The organism is Paraburkholderia elongata (assembly GCF_013177735.1).
Taxonomy (GTDB): domain Bacteria; phylum Pseudomonadota; class Gammaproteobacteria; order Burkholderiales; family Burkholderiaceae; genus Paraburkholderia; species Paraburkholderia elongata.
Genome location: NZ_WOEZ01000312.1, coordinates 1 through 16,683 on the forward strand (window position 1 = coordinate 1; position 16,683 = coordinate 16,683).

At 58.2% G+C, this 16,683-nt stretch carries 17 protein-coding genes; 5 read left to right on the forward strand and 12 right to left on the reverse strand.

What is annotated here, in order from left to right:
- Positions 1-171 precede the first annotated feature (171 nt).
- The 8 genes from GNZ13_RS49495 to GNZ13_RS49535 all read right to left on the reverse strand — a co-directional run bounded on the left by GNZ13_RS49495 (position 172) and on the right by GNZ13_RS49535 (position 8,399).
- Positions 172-1,662 (reverse strand): ATP-binding protein, encoded by a 1,491-nt coding sequence (locus GNZ13_RS49495; protein ID WP_172178775.1) that lies wholly within the window; start codon positions 1,660-1,662, stop codon positions 172-174.
- Positions 1,659-3,866, reverse strand: a complete 2,208-nt coding sequence (locus GNZ13_RS49500) for a Mu transposase C-terminal domain-containing protein (protein WP_172178776.1) — start codon at positions 3,864-3,866, stop codon at positions 1,659-1,661. Before GNZ13_RS49500 ends, GNZ13_RS49495 begins: the two co-directional genes overlap by 4 nt.
- A gap of 1 nt (position 3,867) precedes the next feature.
- On the reverse strand, positions 3,868-4,671 hold the full coding sequence (locus GNZ13_RS49505; RefSeq protein ID WP_328807424.1) for a TnsA endonuclease N-terminal domain-containing protein: 804 nt from the start codon (positions 4,669-4,671) through the stop codon (positions 3,868-3,870).
- A 228-nt stretch (positions 4,672-4,899) separates the two neighbouring features.
- Positions 4,900-5,325: a hypothetical protein gene (locus GNZ13_RS49510; protein ID WP_172178778.1), complete on the reverse strand. Its 426-nt coding sequence runs from the start codon at positions 5,323-5,325 to the stop codon at positions 4,900-4,902.
- 622 nt (positions 5,326-5,947) lie between these two features.
- Positions 5,948-6,289: an HVO_A0114 family putative DNA-binding protein gene (locus GNZ13_RS49515; protein WP_171928089.1), complete on the reverse strand. Its 342-nt coding sequence runs from the start codon at positions 6,287-6,289 to the stop codon at positions 5,948-5,950.
- Positions 6,286-6,570 carry a toxin-antitoxin system TumE family protein gene (locus tag GNZ13_RS49520; protein WP_172178779.1) on the reverse strand — a complete coding sequence of 95 codons (285 nt, stop codon included), beginning with the start codon at positions 6,568-6,570 and terminating at the stop codon, positions 6,286-6,288. Before GNZ13_RS49520 ends, GNZ13_RS49515 begins: the two co-directional genes overlap by 4 nt.
- 152 nt (positions 6,571-6,722) lie before the next feature.
- Positions 6,723-6,920, reverse strand: coding sequence for a hypothetical protein (locus GNZ13_RS49525; RefSeq protein ID WP_172178780.1), 198 nt, complete (start codon positions 6,918-6,920; stop codon positions 6,723-6,725).
- 879 nt (positions 6,921-7,799) lie between these two features.
- Positions 7,800-8,399: a short chain dehydrogenase gene (locus GNZ13_RS49535; RefSeq protein ID WP_172178781.1), complete on the reverse strand. Its 600-nt coding sequence runs from the start codon at positions 8,397-8,399 to the stop codon at positions 7,800-7,802.
- A 180-nt stretch (positions 8,400-8,579) separates the two neighbouring features.
- Here GNZ13_RS49535 and GNZ13_RS49540 point away from each other — a divergent pair, with 180 nt between their 5' ends.
- The 3 genes from GNZ13_RS49540 (at position 8,580) to GNZ13_RS49545 (ending at position 10,919) form a co-directional block, all read left to right on the forward strand.
- On the forward strand, positions 8,580-10,094 hold the full coding sequence (locus GNZ13_RS49540) for an SWIM zinc finger family protein (RefSeq protein ID WP_407945719.1): 1,515 nt from the start codon (positions 8,580-8,582) through the stop codon (positions 10,092-10,094).
- 2 nt (positions 10,095-10,096) lie between these two features.
- Entirely contained in the window at positions 10,097-10,357 is a 261-nt protein-coding gene (locus GNZ13_RS54550; protein WP_407945720.1) for a hypothetical protein, read from the forward strand.
- A gap of 223 nt (positions 10,358-10,580) precedes the next feature.
- A complete protein-coding gene (locus GNZ13_RS49545; RefSeq protein WP_172178782.1) occupies positions 10,581-10,919 on the forward strand; it encodes a hypothetical protein in 339 nt (112 codons plus the stop codon).
- A gap of 184 nt (positions 10,920-11,103) precedes the next feature.
- On the opposite strand, the gene GNZ13_RS49550 is transcribed toward GNZ13_RS49545, so the two are convergent.
- Positions 11,104-11,307 (reverse strand): cold-shock protein, encoded by a 204-nt coding sequence (locus GNZ13_RS49550; RefSeq protein ID WP_091793010.1) that lies wholly within the window; start codon positions 11,305-11,307, stop codon positions 11,104-11,106.
- Between the two features lie 1,222 nt (positions 11,308-12,529).
- On the opposite strand from GNZ13_RS49550, the gene GNZ13_RS49555 reads away from it, so the two are divergent.
- The gene (locus GNZ13_RS49555) at positions 12,530-12,778 is read left to right on the forward strand and encodes a hypothetical protein (protein ID WP_172178783.1); all 249 of its coding nucleotides are present in this window, start codon (positions 12,530-12,532) and stop codon (positions 12,776-12,778) included.
- Positions 12,779-13,468: 690 nt separating this feature from the next.
- Positions 13,469-14,029 (forward strand): Uma2 family endonuclease, encoded by a 561-nt coding sequence (locus GNZ13_RS49560; protein WP_172178784.1) that lies wholly within the window; start codon positions 13,469-13,471, stop codon positions 14,027-14,029.
- A 356-nt stretch (positions 14,030-14,385) separates the two neighbouring features.
- On the opposite strand, the gene GNZ13_RS49565 is transcribed toward GNZ13_RS49560, so the two are convergent.
- The 3 genes from GNZ13_RS49565 to GNZ13_RS49575 all read right to left on the reverse strand — a co-directional run.
- The gene (locus GNZ13_RS49565; RefSeq protein ID WP_172178785.1) at positions 14,386-14,838 is read right to left on the reverse strand and encodes an ISAs1 family transposase; all 453 of its coding nucleotides are present in this window, start codon (positions 14,836-14,838) and stop codon (positions 14,386-14,388) included.
- A gap of 188 nt (positions 14,839-15,026) precedes the next feature.
- Entirely contained in the window at positions 15,027-16,040 is a 1,014-nt protein-coding gene (locus GNZ13_RS49570) for a group II intron maturase-specific domain-containing protein (RefSeq protein WP_172178774.1), read from the reverse strand.
- Positions 15,943-16,683: zinc ribbon domain-containing protein (locus tag GNZ13_RS49575; protein WP_172178786.1), on the reverse strand; the 741-nt coding region annotated here is incomplete at its 5' end. The genes GNZ13_RS49575 and GNZ13_RS49570, both read right to left, overlap by 98 nt.

The following is a 16,683-nucleotide window of genomic DNA, read 5'->3' on the forward strand; positions in this document are numbered from 1 at the left end:
ATGGCCCGAACACTCGAACCCTGCTGCTTCATGCTTGCAATGGTCATGCGCTCTTCAGGCTGAAGCTGTTGATACGTTCTTCTTTTTTGCATGTGCGCACCTTACACGAGGAAGGTGTTGCACTTCAGATTTGATCGCGCCGAACAAAAAACAGCAGACTCGACATGGGCGTTAGCAAACCGCGTACACGGTTGAGAATTCCAACGCGTCTACCAATATCCATCCGGCATCACGGAGAGCAGCAAGCGGCGCTTCATGTTCAACAAGGCATCGTGCGTCCGAACGCACTGCGCTCCCAGTTTCCGTCGCGCTGCCCGACGCAATGCCGCTCGCTTCGGCGAGAGCCGGCACCAATATTTCAGCGTTTTCGACACGGGGCCGCCGCATGTCTTGAAGCATCGTCAGGCGCGACGAAACGTGAGCGTCGCCGTCCATCGCTTCCATCATCGCCGCAATCTGGCTGTCTGGTGGAAGCAGGTCCTCGAACTTCGCCATGCGCTTCACGTTACCGCTGCGCAACGCGTCGAGCGCCGGCTTGAGCAACTGCATCCGGGTGTCGGCAATGGTGCGCAGCAGCTTGACCGTCAGCCGCTCTTCGCCCGTGTGAATCGCATGTCGCTGCGCGAGTACCAGCAACTTGATCAGGAAGTCCGTCACCCCTTGCGTCAGATCGTACAACACGCTCCGAAGCTCGGCTGTCAGCGGTTCCACATGACGAACCCATTGGTATTGCCACGCGGCATCGACCAGTAGTGCCCACGCCGGATCGTCGCTCTTCGGTTGCCTGAAATCACTCAATCCCAGCCCCGTGGCACGTCGCGCATTGCGCATCACATCGGCGAACAGTTCGATCATCGAGTTGGTACCCACGAATACGACCGGAATGCCGATACTATTGATGAGGTTCACGAAGAAGTTAAGCATATTGTCTTTGCCACCTGTCTTCGCAACACGCAGATGCTGCAATTCATCAATGATCAACATGCCGACGAAATGAGTGCTGGCGATCTGTTCGATCTGGTGGACCAATTGGACAATGCCTCGGATCGAACGATAGCGCCTGGCGTACCGCTCCTCTCCGATTGCCCGATCGAGAGCGCGAAAGAACGCGTGACATAACCCTGTCAGCGAGCCGTCGAACGGGCATTCAATCTTCAGCCATGGTATCTGAAGCTGAATTAGTTCCTGCCCGCGGTATTTCCGGTGGCGGATGGCCTGCGGATAGAGCCGCAAGATGGACTCCAACGCCGTTGATTTTCCGATCCCGCTCAAGCCCACGACGCTTAACGTGGAGGCCGTCGATCGAAAGCCGTTTTCTGCCGCCTGACCGACGGCGAGCGAATACGCGTGACGCCACGTCGCCTGCGCTAACGGATTGCGGCCGACATAACCGCTGCGTATCAACGAGGACAGCGCCGACTCGAGTTCCAGATGAATCGGCAATGGCTGGACCAGTTGCAGCAACCGGTCAATACAATGCAGGCGGACTTCTTTCGACAACTGGGTCTCATCACCTGGTTCGTCGGGAAATAGCGCCATAGAAGCCGCAGCGTCAGCTTCCGACCGGATCGGCGGCAATGCCTCGATGAGGGGATTGCCCTGATATTGCGCAATGGGGGAGTCGCCATATTCGGCGACAACGAGCGTCCCGACCGGCGTCATGGCCTATTCCCCTTGTTGCGCAATCGTCCAAGCAGGCTTAACACTTCGCCGCCGCGCTCGCCGGCATAGGCCTCCACGACGCTCGACGAAGGCGGCGCAGTAGCGGAGCTGCTCGTCGTATGCTGTTCGGCCACTGGCGATGTAACAACCGAGCGTCGTTGCTCGGCCGCCCTTTCGAAAGCTCGATGCGTCTTGATGTCGGCGGCCTGGCGGCTCACCGGAACAGGCGTTGCTGGCTGTGCTGCCCGCTTTTCGAACTGGGCCTGTTCAACCACCGCCCCGATGTGCGCATCGAGACGAATCTTGTCGTTGAGCGTCGCATACGTGTTTTCGGCCGTCGGCTTGCCGATCATATCGAGCATGTCGAGGACCTCCTCCAACCGACGCTGCGCGACCCTCTTTTCCGAGGCAAGCAAGTCGCAACGTACGAAATTCCGCAGGTCGTCCTGGAGCCACACGTGGGCCGTATCATTCGGATCGTACCAAACGGTCACGGAGCGGCGCCCGTCCTTGCGCGCCCTCGCAAACCAGTTTTGCTGGATCGCGTACGCGCATGTGTAGTACATGCCCTTGAAGCAGATGCCACCGCGTTGGATCGACGCGGTGTCGCGTGGCAGCAGGTGCAGATATACAAGATCGTCGGGCTGCGTGTTGGGCGCTGCCAGCCCATTTTCTATCCCCCAGCGCCACAGGTTGACCGGCGAGGGTTCGAGTCCCTCGCGAATCATGTCTGCCGTGAGCCGGTCCGGTCGACGACTGTGGTAGTTGTAGTGCAGCACGCTGCTGATCATGATGTTGGTGAATTCCGCCAGATCGAGGACTGCATCCAGCCGGTAATCACGTTCGCCGCGCTCAGCAATCCGCTCCCTGACCGCGCCCGGAATCCAGTGGATCTGTGAGGTCTTGTTCAACAGCCGAAACCGGCTTTCTACGATCGCCTTCCAGTCAGGCCGAAACGGCGGAGCAATCGCAATGTCAATTCCAAGTCCCGACACAATGCCTTCGGCAGCCTGTCCGAGCATTTCGCCTCGGTCAGCCATCAGTTCCTGAGGAAGATGGTGCGAGGGCCAAGCCGACGCCTCGATCTCGATCCCGTACGTACGGCAAAACGCCACCTTGTCGGTAAACGCGTTGAACAACGCATGACGGGCGCCGTTCCAGCCGGGGCCCTCCAAACCAACAAAAATTCCGACGATCATGGTCGAGAAAACGTCGACGACCACGTAGATCACAGGACGACCAATCACCCAGTTCCGGTTATAACGGCTCACGAGATAAATATCCGCGATCGTCGCATCGATCTCGAAACGGTGGCATGGACCGTACACCCCATCGTTTGCTCGTCCCGTCAGTCCGCGATGATCTTTCTGCCAGCGCCGCTCTCCCGCACGTGAACGCAGGATTGTCAGATCGTCAAATGCTTTCCTACCCCAATAGCTGAATTGCCGCAGGCTCGGCAACTGGTCGAGCGGCTTGAGCGTCAAGTCGTCCGCCGATCCGCCAGGCACAACATGCTCCTCGACGTAGAACCGACGTAAGGTCCGATGGTAGGCGTCCGTCACAGACGCTACTTCGTTATTCCTGTATAGCGAATAACCGATCTTGATAAAACCTTTGTCATCGTCGCCAAGGATCTTCCCGCAGCGCTCGCCGCTCTTCGCCAAGTGCTTGGGAGGGCGTCCCGGGCGCTTCCCGGTCGAAAACACGCGAGGCTTGCCCGGTGCTCCCACGTTCTCATAGTCCGGCAGCAATGCGTTGCGGATCTGCCCAAACGTCCAGTATCGGTACAGTAGTCGGTACAGGGTCTTCCGTTGCGCCGCTGTAGCCTCAGCATGCAGCGCGACGAGCGCTCCCATCGCGCCCGCCACGAATATCTCACCCGGCACCGCTGTGTCGACCAGACCAGCGATGCGCTCCCAATTGCGATCCCGTAAAACCCTCTCTCCCTCCGGGATATCCTCTTCAACGCGAAGCATATAGGCCGGCAAGCGGAACTCGCTGCGCCGGGCATCGCCACGCAGCAGCCACATCTGCACATCTTCGCTCGCGACAATCCACGGCTTTCGTGGCGTTTCCGCTATCGTAATGAACGTGGTCAATCCGGCATGCTCGTCGATCCAAAGGATACGTGCCATCCCTTCAAACGGCAGTTGGTCAGACAGCGCCTCGATGACCGTATTGAGTATTGCAGTCGTGTTGTCCACGTTAGGCCACCCGTCGTACACGCGCCCTACACGCCGGCGCGAACTGCATCTTCGGCGCTTGCGATGTCAACAACATCGGGGTCGTGAGATCTACAAGGATCACCTTGTGCCAGACCAGATATCTGAAAAGCTTGACGGCATCCGGATAAGGCAGACCCAGTCGATAGCTGACCGTGCGCAGAAGCGCCGATAGAGTCCGGTCATGGATGCCGGCCTCGCCAATACCCTCGACAAATCGAGCGCGTAAATCGTCGCTTTGTAGCCCTCGCTCTACCTGCGCGCTGCCGCGGAGCCAGATAAGATTTCTTGCCATCACTGGCTCCACGCTCTGCTCGGTGACGATCTGCCAGTCGACCTCCCGCTGCAGCCAGTAGGTTCGTTCGAGCTCAAGTTTCTCCAGGGTTCGCAAGAGCTTGTTCCCTGTCGACAGTTCATCTTCGTATTTGACCGTTCGGGCGAATTCGCGAACCGAACCATCGTCTGCCTTGACAGTGACGACAAAATCGGTCGTCATCACGAAGGGCACCGTCGTTTGAGCATAAAGCGGATAGCGGATGCCACGCAGGCGCGCAACATCCTTGATCGGCGCGAGCGGAAACAACGGAAACTGCTCCCGGATATCGACGACGCGCTCCGAAAATTCCAGTACCACAAGGTACGCGTATTCGAGATCGGAGAGCACGTGGTGGACGCGTCCCGTCTTGAGGCCGTGAACCTTTCGCGAACGGCCACGTGATGGCACGTCCTGCACCCGAAGCCACGGCTTGTAGTCCGCGCCGAGACCCTGTCCGTAGCCTTGCGCCACATACCTGTCGATGTCGCTCTGAGTCTTGAAACGTCGTGCCCGCATGTGCGTCCGATCAAACAAAACCGCGCAGTATAGCGACACGCTCGCTTGTGTCAAACTCTATTGTTTTGTGTCAAGGTCTATTGTCTTGTGTCGAACTCTATTGTTCGTTCACAATCTGGGTATCCCGCGTCTGCAAAATAATGACTCATGCTGCTTTTCCTCGGTATGCCAGGCCGCCGCTGATTACTCTGCGCCTGGCGCTTCCTTGTCCAGTTCGTTGTAGCCCTCGGCGGGGTCATCGCCGATCACATCCTCAAATTCGAGCGATTCGGGGAAGACGTCGAGCGCCGCCTCGGTTAATTCCTCGGCCAACGCGCTGATCGAATCGATCCATTCCTTCGTCGCGATTCCCTTGTCGCCGTTCTGCCAGTTCGCCGACCTATCATCGAATTCATCTTCAAGCTCACGATGCACGTCATCGAGCATGCCCCGCGCCGCATCGACCTTTTCGTTATATGCGTCCACGTCTAGTTCCAGCTTCGCACGTGCAGCCGCAACCGCCTCATTGAACACACGCACAGACTCTTCCAACGTGCTCCGCTGCGCCGTCAGTTCGCCGAACGCTGCATCGATGCGCTTCTGATCGGCGGCCTTGATCTTGAATGCCATGCTTGTCCTCTTTCGTGATACCCGAGTCCTGCTGCTGGGCCGCGTCATTTAACTCACGATCGCCAAGGCTTTTCCATGCTCCAGATTCACGCTCTACTGCTTCTGCCAGCCCATGCGTCCATAAGCTGCTGCGCAATCGTCAATCTCGTGTTGAGCGATGATCGGAAAAATTCCCTGCGTCGTTGCATTGCATTGAGCCACTTTGACCCGTCTTGGGGTCACGAAAAACCGCCGGTGATGCACATCCGGCAGGCATCACCGCGACAACGATGATCGATCGATTCATGTTTTCCCTGTCCATGATAAGTTTCGCGCTGCTACGACGATTCTGCCTGGCGTTTCCTTGCATTAGGCGCGCGGCGATTGCGTCACTCCTGAGTCGCGGTATAGCAACTCGGCGCCGTTTTTGCTGGAGGGGTGCCTTGCCAACAACGCTTCATTTCGCCTGTGTTCGTATCTAATCTCCACGCATTGCCGCCGCTATCCACAGCCAGCTGGTAGTGGCCTGCTGCCGTGGGCGAAGTATCACGCGATGCTTGGCCGCAGCCAAGGAGGATCAGGGATAGCGCAATCGGGATGAGTTTCATATGGCCTTTCCGTTGTCTGATCAACTGTTAGACCTTCATGCGGCCTTGAGCATGAAATCGACGTGCACGGCGTCATATGGAAACTCAATCGCGCCGTCCGCGTTGCGCTCCAGAACACCAACGCTCAGCAACGCATGCACGTCCCGGTGTACGGCTTTGACATCCCGATCAACGCGTCGCGAGATTTCCCTGATGGAAAGCGGTCCTGCTCCGGTAATCGCTTGAATGATGTTCCAGCGCAATTGCGTGAGTGTTTGAAACAGCAATTCCGGTGAATCGAAGGTTATGAACGCTCCTTGTGCCTTGCCATTCATGGCGGCAAGGAAACGCTTCGTGACAGCATCGCGAGAAGCAACGCCAAGAGTGACTGTTTTCACTGCGACCTCCAGCTATCTATGTCTGCCCAAAAATCAGCGATTAGCTGCTCGGGCGATGAAAACTCATAGGGCGTTTCAGACTTTCCGACGTGCCGGTGATCACCCTTGCCTTGTTCGTTGTCGTATCGCAAGACACAAAGTCCGCTCACGACAAACGCGAGACTGTACTTGAAAGAATGCGTGCTTCCGCGTACCGGTGCAGGCACCTTCCAGACCAGCAATTCAGCAAACGCTTCCCGGTCTACGGTGTGACGCTCTTTGAGCAAAAGAGTTGCTTTCATGTTGGACAGTATGACAACACTCTTTTGTGTTGTCAATCGATCCAACACACAGGTGCTCAGGCCTCTTAACGTGCGCCGTCAGACGGTACGTTACGAGGAAGTTTGTACAGGAGGAGCCGAAATCCTGCCCGTGCGCCGCACGCAGATTGATTTCATCGGAAAAATGCCACTGCACATTGGCAACACGCCGGCCTGCGGCGCGATGGATGGCTTTGTGTCAGGCCCTTTGCGATTGCCTGAGCGAGTGCGTCGATCACCGCGTCGCGCGTCGCCTGGTCGAATTGTTCCCACAGGCTGCCCTCGTCCGACGGCAGGTCCGCTAGCAGCAGGTTCAGTTGCATCGGTTGCATCGTTACTCTCCTGTTCCGTCTGGCGCAGTAATCGAACCATGCCATGCCGCCGTCGACTGCATGTCGTGGGTGTACGGTCCATACGGACAGTCCTTCGCGCTGCACGCGCAAGATTCCGCCATCTCCCAGTTGGGCTTCCGCGTAGACCCAGATAGCCTGGTGTTGTTCATGTCCAACTATGCTGATAGCGACAAGTTCGACGAAATCAGCGAAGTATATGTTCCGCCCGCGAAGTGGACGCATGAACGCGGCCGTTACGGAGGTAGCGAGTATGAAGTTCGCTACCCTGGGGCACCTGAGCGACGCGGAGATGGCTACTTTGATGTTGTGTATTAGAGCGAGCGCGTTGTGGTTTTGTCAGACGGGCCCACAAATCTTCGGTTTTTGCGCCATGTCGGTACTTGAAGCGAGACGCTCGCCAATCGGAACACGATACGTGGCCCTCGCACGATTGGTTCGTCAGGCCGTGCCATCAGAAATCGAGCCCGTCGAGAAATTAAATGGACTGGAAAGCTTCAGGCAGCGAGGCTCGTTGAGACGATATTGTCCTCAGTAAGCGGCGTGAGCTCAGCCCGGGAAGGCGCGCCATGCTGCAGCTCTAGTGCCGGTATCGACGAATGTGATTCCAACGATTCGCTCACCGACGTGATAGCTCGTGCGGACGCAGCGTTGTACCGCGCGAAGAGAGCAGGAAAAGGTCGCGTTGAGCTGGCGAGCGCCGACGCATTGACTGTCGCCTGATAGCCGTGGTTGTCGACCCATGCACGGGCCCATGAGAGGCCCGCCAGTTTTATGCGAGCAGTGTTGAGCTCACCTTGCCCGTTGATAGCCCGGCTCCTGCGTGCCGTCGAACGCATGTCGGTGTGGGCAGCGCTGCTGTTACCACTTCACGACCTGAATTACCTCGCCCGTGATGTCCTCCAACAGGCACCGCCTGTACGCCTGGGCTACCGCTGCGGCGGGAACGCCCGCAGAGCGGGCTTGACCCATCGCCGCAAGCGTTTCCGAGACCCAGCCCGGACTGACGACATTGACCCGTGCCTTGCCCTTCAGTTCGAGTGCCGCCGACCTGCCGAACGCCTCGATTCCTGCATTTACAATGCTTACGGTTGCGCTTCCAGCCATGGGGTGTTGGGCAAGTATGCCGGCCGTCAGCGTGAGGGACCCTCCTTCTTCGACGTGGCCGACCGAGCATCGGACGAGATTGACTTGGCCCATCAGTTTGTTGGTCAGACTGAACGCAAAGTCTTCGTCCGTCAGCGATTCAAGCGGCGCAAATTTCGCTGCACCTGCTGCGCAAATGACGGCATCAACGGTCTCGAGCTGGTGATACATTGACACGATGGACGCCTTGTCAGCGAGGTCCACGGACAGGTCCGAGCCTTTGCGGCTGGCGCCAATGACCTGGTGTTCGGGCGAGAGCAGACGAACAACCTCCTTGCCGAGCAGTCCAGTGGCGCCGACTATCAATACGCGCATAGGTCCTCCTGTGTCTGGAAAGGTCACGCCAGCGCGGAACGACGCATCACGCATGGCGTAAGGAGAAACGGACGAGCGAATATCGTACTACTCCGCGAGGCGACGTGAACACCGCACCGCACGCTGCGCGTTGGGAGGGCTAAAATTGCCCGTTGACTCGAATAGAAGAAACAAGCACGCATGCCCCGCCACTCACTACTTCGCGACGTCATCACCCTCGCCGAAATCCAGTCGCTCGCTGACCTGAAAACGTTCGCTCGGGGCAAAGCCTACTTCCACGAGGGGGCGGTATCTGGACTTGACGAGCACGAAGGCGTTGTTCGCGCCAGTGTCCAAGGCACACACCGGTATAGTGTTGAGCTTGGCGTCGGCAGTGACGGCGAGCTGACATATGAATGCAATTGCCCCGTCGGCGACGACGGCATCTTCTGCAAGCATGCCGTTGCGGTCGCGCTTTCATGGCTGGAAAACTCCGGCGAAGAGGTGTTCCATGCCGACGAGGCTGAACCGGCGAAGCCCCGCAAAAAGCGCAAGACCTATGAGGAGCAGATTCGCGAGTATGTGGTGACTCTGACTGAAGAGGCGCTGCGCGAATTACTGCTCGAGGCAGTCGAGCGCGATACCAGTCTGCGCGACAAGCTGCTTTTCGCGGCGCGCGCGGCGAGTGCCAGCGACTTGCCCAGCATGAAGATGGCCGTGCGGGAGGCAACACGCATTTCGCGGCCACTCGAATGGCGGGAGGCCGGCGCGTACGGGGACGGCCTGATGTCGCTCGCAGATATGCTGCGGCAACGCCTTGCCAGTCCCCACGCGTCTCAGGTTGTCGAGCTCGCGGAGTTGGCTATTGCCGGAGCGGAAAAGAGCCTTGAGCAGATAGACGACTCCGGCGGCGACGTAATGCCGGCAATCATGGAGCTCGCCGCTGTGCATATGGAGGCGTGCCGGCAGACGCGACCGGACGAGGTGAAACTCGCCGAGCGCCTCTTTCGCTTCCAGACCGAAGGAGTATGGGACACGTTCTACGATGTGTTGCCGGCTTATGCGGAACCGCTAGGCGACGCCGGACTGCGCAGGTATCGCGAACTCGTTGGGAACGGATGGGACGCGCTTCCGTCGCTCGCCCCGAGCAATGAATTTCGAAGGTCGTTCGACCCGTTGCGGATGCGACTGGAGCGGGCGATGGAGAGGCTCGGGGAGCTCGATGGCGATGTCGACGCACTGATTCGCGTCCGCTCAAAAGACCTGTCCAGTCCATACCGCTTTTTGCTCGTCGCGGAGCTTTGCGCGAAGCATGGGCGTCACGAGGAAGGGCTGGCCTGGGCGGAGCGCGGTCTTAAGGAATCAGGCAATAATACTGATGTGCGTCTGCTTGATTTCTGCATAGCCGAATACTTGCGGCGGAAGGATTTTGAGAAGGCCGATGCATTCGCCTGGCAGCGCTTTGAGTCGCGCCCGGTCGCTGAAGCGTTCACGGCGCTTATGGACGTCGCCACGGCTACTGGGGTCGGTACGATACAACGCGCGAGCGCGCACTCAACCATCTGTGGGCGCTTGTCCGCACTGAAGAGGCTCCGACCAAAGCGAAGCGCAGCCACTGGCAAACGCCGAGCCGCACCGAACTGGTTAAAGTCTTTCTCGCCGAGCGCGAAAGCGAGACCGCATGGGAGGCGTTCTGCGGAGGTCCAGTGGCGATAAACATGTGGGCAACGATGGCGGCCGTGCGCGGTAAGACGCATCCACACGACGCCATTGCGTTGTACCACCGCTTGCTGCCAGTCGCGGCGGAGAGCGGAACACGAAACGCCCGATATGACGAAGCGTTCAGCGTCGTGCGTGCCATCGGGAAGTTGCGGGCAGAGCTGAAGGAGCACACACAGTTCGTTGATGAGCTCGAGACCGTTCGCCAGACGTATCGCGCCAAGCGTAACTTCATAAAGCTGCTGGCAACGCTGAGTTAGGGCAACGGATGTTTCCGCCGCCGCCCGTGTGACCCGTATGCCGAAAGTTGGATGACCAGCCGGATTGGGCTGCAAGGCGTTGATGGTGGAGTCGTTTCGTGATTGGCGGCTTGGTCACCCCGATATCGGCACGCGGGTCAATATCATGTGGGCGTCAACACGCTTATAGTAGAGCCTTGACCGTTACCATTCTTCCGCAGCAGATTTTTCACGGGACTAGAGAATGACGACCGATTCCGGTGTGGTTCCCTCGCAGCATGGACAGCTGCAAGAGTCATTGCAGACGCTTTCCAAATATCTCGAACTGGCGCTTGACGAGGGGGAGTGCGTTGTTCTGGTGCGTCATGGCGCAGAAGTTTGCGCTGTCTACATTGGCGACCCAACGGGGGCGGAGGACGATTTGGCTGGCCACGGGACGATTGCTGTGGCGTTGGCCGATGAGGTACTTGATTTGACGGCGGCCGGCGCAAACCAGATAACAATAGGCGACCAGACGTACCGGTTTATCCGGAGTTTTACGCACATCGCCGACCGCGGTGCTGTGGTATTTACTCCGGCGTAGCGCTGGACGCAATGGGACTTCGGAGTGTGTCTCGCCACTCCCTTTACTGAGGCTCACGATTTCAGTAGCGAAAAGTGCGCACTGAATGCGCGACCGCGACGCGTCAGCGTGCGATGGCGCGCGGCGAAACCAACTACCAGCCAAGGCGGGCGCATGGTTTCGGTGAAGCTAGCGTATTGGCTTGTTACAGCGGCGTGATGTTTGCAGCCTGCTTGCCTTTCGGGCCTTGCTTTACTTCGAAGCTCACCTTCTGATTTTCCTGCAGGGATTTGAAGCCGTTTCCCTGGATTTCAGAAAAATGTGCAAACAGGTCTTCGCCGCCGCCGTCCGGCGTGATGAAGCCGAAGCCCTTTGCATCGTTGAACCACTTTACTGTACCTGTTGCCATTTTCCTGAATTTTCCAAAAAGTTTTGTCTTGTTGTCACGTTCGGCGGAACGGCCGAACGTGACAATTTCTTTGTACCACGGGAAAATGACAGCCGACAACCAGGGGCGCTACGCCTTGCTTCCGAAAGTGTCGAGACCGCAGCTCAAGACCGAGAACAGGTCACCGCCGCGACCTTGACAGTCAGTGGGAGAGCATAAGGTCAGTGACGGTTGGCTTGCGGGAACCGCGGGCGCGCGCCGTGACCGCAGGCATCCCGCTGCGGATGTCGGTCCGCGACAGCGCGTGACCCGCGGCGAGTTCTAACCTTATATCGGCAGGTCTGCTGGCCGCCGCGGCGGCAGCAAAAAGTCTGCGTGTGAGGTACTTGGACGGGGCTCGTACCCATGTGGCTCATGGCTTTGCCAACACAATGTGGAGATAACTGTCGCAGGGCATAACGGAAGGCAGGTCGGTGCTCAACGATAGGGCGTCGCAGAGAGTACCCGCAGGTCCTTGCTATTCCTGGATGGACCGCCGGCAGCGCAAGTTCGAATTGTTGCCAGTCATGCAAAAATGTGTTGCAACGGCAACGGGTGATTTGTTGGCCTGAAAGTCACATACTTACTCGCGAGTCTAGTATGCCGGGCAAAAAATTCGCAGGCAAAGCTGAGGCGGTAGCCACCTCTGTTTGATTGGATTGCGTCCAGTATTCATTGCGCGAAGTGACCTGACTCCTTATCGCCGAAAGCTGCGTCGTTGCGAGTGCAACAGGGCACGACCGAGTCAACGGAAATGAGGTCGAAGGAGAAGCGGATGAGCGCAGATAGGTCCTTGCGTGTGCTCGTTGAAAAGTGGCTGACCCCAACTCCGGCATCACAGATGCGGGTAATCCGGTTCGGTCGAACAGGCTCTAATCGGAGCCGCAATCTACGCGTTGAGGCACTGCGACCGGAAGGTCCGGCTGCACTCTTTTTCTTCCGGCACGATGACGGTGCGTGGCGCGTGTTCCCGCCCAAGACCGGACGCTTAACAATACGCGCTTACGCAAGTGCTGTGTGACCGGGCTATCTGCGATTCCTGTCATAGGAAGGATAGATAGTTAAGCTAAATTAAAAACCAAAAAAATTGCTAACGCGGCGGGTGCGATACCGGACTTCTCGCTCCGTCGTGCCTTGAATCGCGCGCGGTGGTGTCAGATGCTGGCGCGCAATACATTAACTGATGGAGACACTGGAGAAACCAATGCTGCGAATCCGTAGCCCCCGAATTACAGCGCAGTTGGCTGACACGGAGATGTGCGCCGACTACTGCGAGGAAACCGGCTGCCTGCGCATTCTTCAACAGGGCGTTGTTGTGCGTGAATGGCTTCCGCCAAATTCGTGGATGGCCATCGCGTCGGTCGCCGGTGCCCGCAACTGGGGAACACGACCCGATTCGAACGAACTTCGTGCGCTGCTGGAGAGCGAGGTGTCGTTGATGCTTGTCGATTAGCCGACACGACAGCGCGTCGTAGTATGGCCCAGTTCACGAGCTGCCGGCCCCAGTGTTGCTTGGCCTGCATGCCACCGACGGTGTGCCGGCTCGCCTCACGCGTGTGCGGGTCCTTCAAAACGCGCGCCAGTTCATCTATCTCGCCGCTCGAGTCGGCCAGTCGCAGGCGTTGAGCATCGACCATCCGTCTGGCGGATATTTTCTGAAAAGCCGCGTTGTATCTCCGAGAGAGAAGCATGCTCCGCTGGCGTCAAGGCAACTGGGCAACCGACCGTTCCGGTTCTTCGACTCTTCTTTTGCGCTACTCCCCGGAAGGTGTCAGCTGGAGCCTTCAGGCTCTCGGCAACCATACTTCCTGAGAATGGGGTGTACTGAGCCTGTTCGCGTGCACAATCATCTTGTGCAAACAACTAATTCCCATAGTGGGGCGGCTCCCCCTGGTACCGCATGGCTGGATACGTTTGCGGACGCAACAAGATTCACGAGCGATAACTACTGGTGTGCGGGGCGTGAAGGCTTGGCGCTCCCGACTGCACTCGTTCGTTGTTCGAACGCCGCGATATGGGGAGAACTATCCTCGGATGTTAAGGCTGAACCGAAAAATCTCATTAATTGCGCAGTGCCCACATACAGGAATATCGAACCGTGAAGGGCGGGTATACACTTAACCAACTTTGCTGCGAGGACCCAATGGACGAATGGACTCTCCTGGAGCGCGACGGGTTGCTTGTGATATGGCGCCGCCTGGCCGCGAAGCCGGGAATGGTTCAGTGGCACCCGTACGAGTTGGACGAGTGTGGCGAAGTAGTCACGAATTTGTGCCCATCGGCGCGGCGTCAGATAGTGCTCACGGACATCTACTGCCAACTGAGCGAGCAGATGGGTCATCTTGCCGCCATGTCGGTGGCCGTCACCACTCCCTCCTTTGGCATCAGGGTCCCCGACGTTGTCTGGATGTCGTGCGACAAGTGGGAAGGTTTCGACCGCGACGACCCGGTACCGTTTGTCCCCGACCTCTGCGTCGAAGTGCTTCTCGATAGCGACAGGACGCGGGACATAGTCCGGAGAGTAAAAAGCTATCTGGAAGGTGGTGCAACTGAGGTAATCGTTGTAGACCACTTTGGGCAGGTTGAATTCTGGGGCGCCAGAGGTCGGCGACCAACCTCAACTTTCGGGATAGCACTATCTCTCGACGATATGTACTTCGAGAAATCCGGCGTGTCTTCCATTGCCAGCCTTCGAAGTCGATAACGTATCCAGCCAAGGCATGCTTCAGTGATTTCATGATGGTCGGTCGGCACCTTTTCGCTGACGCACTGGAGTTCCCGCCGTGAAGGCAGTGTCGCCACCTCGGTCATTGTCATTAAGTGTCTCTTGCCAGCTTGCACTGCGCGAGCCGCATTCACCACTCGTTCCAGCGCAAGTGCTTCATCAGTTGGCTTCCTTACTGTGGGCATATGGCTCCATGCGACAAAGCAGCGCTACCCCAAGGCGCGATTCCGGCCGCGTGCACCTCCGGCGACGAGAAAACGCATACCTGATAAACACCCAGTAGTATAAGCACCGCTGCGGTTGGGCGCGGCCGCTCGGTCCGGGCGGCACGGCTGTTAGCTTCTCCTTCCGCAGGCGCAACGTCGTAAGTGTTCAAAATTCAAGGCGTTGCGCCGCAGTTCGATAGTTACGCTTCGATCAGATGTCGCTCGCAGGCAGTTCAGTGCCATGGAGCGCAGACGGGCCAGGATTCCGGGTTTGTGCCGCGTCGTGCAGTGATCCTCTTTCATGACCACATCGCGCACGTAATGATTCTGGTTTTCCACCGACCAGTGACCACGGATGGCCATCTGGCAGGTTGCAGCGCTCAAAACGGCGGTGCTGACCCACCACGCCGTCTCACGGCTGCAATCCCAGCCGCCAGTGCGGTTTCGGCGTTCGACCGTTCGCGAGACACTCACGATTTGCTGTACCAGCGGCTGCCAGTCAGCTTCCAGCCAGTTCGCCGGCACGCCGTAGGTACGCACGGTACGCGTCTCGATGCGACCGTGGCCCTTGTCGTGTTGCACGTCGCATTCTGCAGCTGTGCAATAGCGGGCTAGATCCTCACAAGCGGCAAGCAAGGTGTCGGGTAGCCGCTATGCATTGCTGCACAGCGGCCCCCCAAGAACCGTGCATGGGTCTTTCGATCCACACGGCTCAAGCCTCTACGAAGGCACCTTTCGGTACCCGGTTTCACAAGTGTATTTCTGGGCTACTACGGATTTCTATGACAACTGGGATGGTGTAGTTCCAGATTACTCGCTGAGTCCGATCCGCCTTCGGTTCTTTTCACAACGTGGCGGACATCCCAGTGGGTGCCCATTGCGATAGGTTCCTGACAGTCAGGACACAGGCTGTCCTGACTGAGCCAGACGCGGTAAAGCTTCACACGGCCTCTTGACGAGTTCAGCATTTTCTTGCCCCACCGGGACTCGAAGTACGGTTCCCATTCCGGGTCGTGCGGATTCGCGTCGGCTCTGATCTTCACATGCCGCTGTATTGGCGTGTCCGACTCTTGCAGCAGGGTGAGCTCCCGCTTCGTTCCATCCTCTTGTTTTTCTGTGACGGTAAATACCCAGTGCCGGGCGCCTCGGGTCTTGAAGTACTTCTCTTTGACCCATCTGGCTCCTTTGTTGGGGTGCCGTCTTACCGCCCATCGCCATAGCATCGACCAGACATGGGCATCAACTCGAGCGAAGGTTTGCTTGGCGACTACATGGCTGTGGTAATTCGCCCATCCTCGTAGTACTGGATTGAGCAGCCTTATCAGATTGGCCTGTTTAGCCGACTTGTTGGCCTTGATGACTTCCCGGATTTTATCAAGATGCGCTTTGACGTTCGCTTTGGACGGCTTCATCAGCAGCTTGCCGTTGTACTTGCGGATGTTCCATCCGAGGAAATCAAATCCCTCCCCGATATGCGTTATTCGGGTCTTCTCTGGAGAGAGGACCAGCCCGCGCGCGGCCAGAAATTCGACCACTGCGGGCTTGACCTCCTGCTCCAGCCATTCTTTCGAATGACCAGTGATGACGAAGTCGTCCGCATATCGCACCATGTTCATTTTCAGGCCTGTCCGCTTCGCCTTTGGAAATTTCTCCGCCAGCCTGGCTTCGAGACCGTCCAGCGTCATGTTAGCCAAGACAGGGCTGAGCACGCCATGGACACAAAAGGTAACTTTGGTCGGCGTGAGCGGCGTGCGGAGATCCAGGCAGGCGAGAGGGGCCTCCATTTCCGCCGGCCGGTCGCGTGGCGGTGGGAATCGAATGGCGAATGGTGATGCTGTCATCTGCAACCACCACCTCCTTGACGAGCAGTCTTGTGATGCGCTGACGGTCCTGAACATCAAGGGTGGCGGCACTGCTACGCAAACGCCCCAGGAACGCCGTTAGCGTTTCCGCCAGGCGTAGGTAAGCCGCCTGGTCGACCAGCTGAGCACTGAGCCCGCGTAGTTCTTCCTGAAGACTCTGCTCGCGTTGCCGCAGCGCAGGCATGCGCCGCCGCAACTCGTTCAGAGAAAGCAGGTCCTCCTGGTACGCGGTGAGCAACCGGTCCATACGTTTCTGCGCTTGCGCCAGATCCTGCGTGACACGGTCCTGCTGCCGCTTGGCCGGACTTGAATTGCGCGCCGTCTCAAGGCGCCGATTCAATTCGGTCTGGATGAGCGCGGGATCCTCCAGCAGGCGCACAATTTCCGACCACACGATGTGCTCCAGCAGATCCAGCCGGATGGGGCGCTGCTCACACCTGGCGTGGCCGTCGTAGCGCCAGGCGTCAGCGCCCAGGCAGCGGTAGTAGGAGATCTTGCGCGCGCTACTGCGTGTCGAGGTCCGGTACAAGGCGTAGCCGCACTGGCGGCAGTGCACAAGGCCCTG